This window comes from Methylobacterium sp. C33D, from assembly GCF_053345825.1.
In genome coordinates this window covers 1-364 of the sequence record NZ_JBKFAV010000146.1, presented here as the reverse complement: position 1 = coordinate 364, position 364 = coordinate 1, and the positions used below count along the sequence as shown (strand labels likewise).

Sequence of the window (364 nt, the reverse complement as noted above, 5' to 3'; positions counted from 1 at the left end):
AACCTGCTCTCGCTGCAGGATACCGCCCAGCTGATGGCGACCACCCAGAACCGGCTCGCGACCGGCAAGACGGTCAATTCCGCCCTCGACAACCCGACCAACTTCTTCACCTCCCAGGCCCTCGACGCCCGCTCCTCGAGCCTGAACACCCTCCTCGACGGCGTGTCCAACGGCATCCAGTCGATCCAGGCCGCCAACCAGGGCATCACCTCGATCCAGAAGCTCGTGGATCAGGCCAAGTCGATCGCCAGCCAGGCGCTCTCGACCCAGCTCTCCACCACCGGCACCGCCGCCAACGCCTACAGCGCCAGCACCGCCTCCCAGACGGTCCTGCTGACCATCAACGGCACCTCGGTCTCCGCCA

Annotated in this window: 1 protein-coding gene; it reads left to right on the top strand. The window is 66.5% G+C overall.

Annotation, left to right across the window (positions count from 1 at the left end):
• Positions 1 to 364, top strand: a 364-nt coding sequence (locus ACLBXO_RS31785) for a flagellin N-terminal helical domain-containing protein (protein ID WP_447687923.1), incomplete at both ends; no start/stop codon positions are given.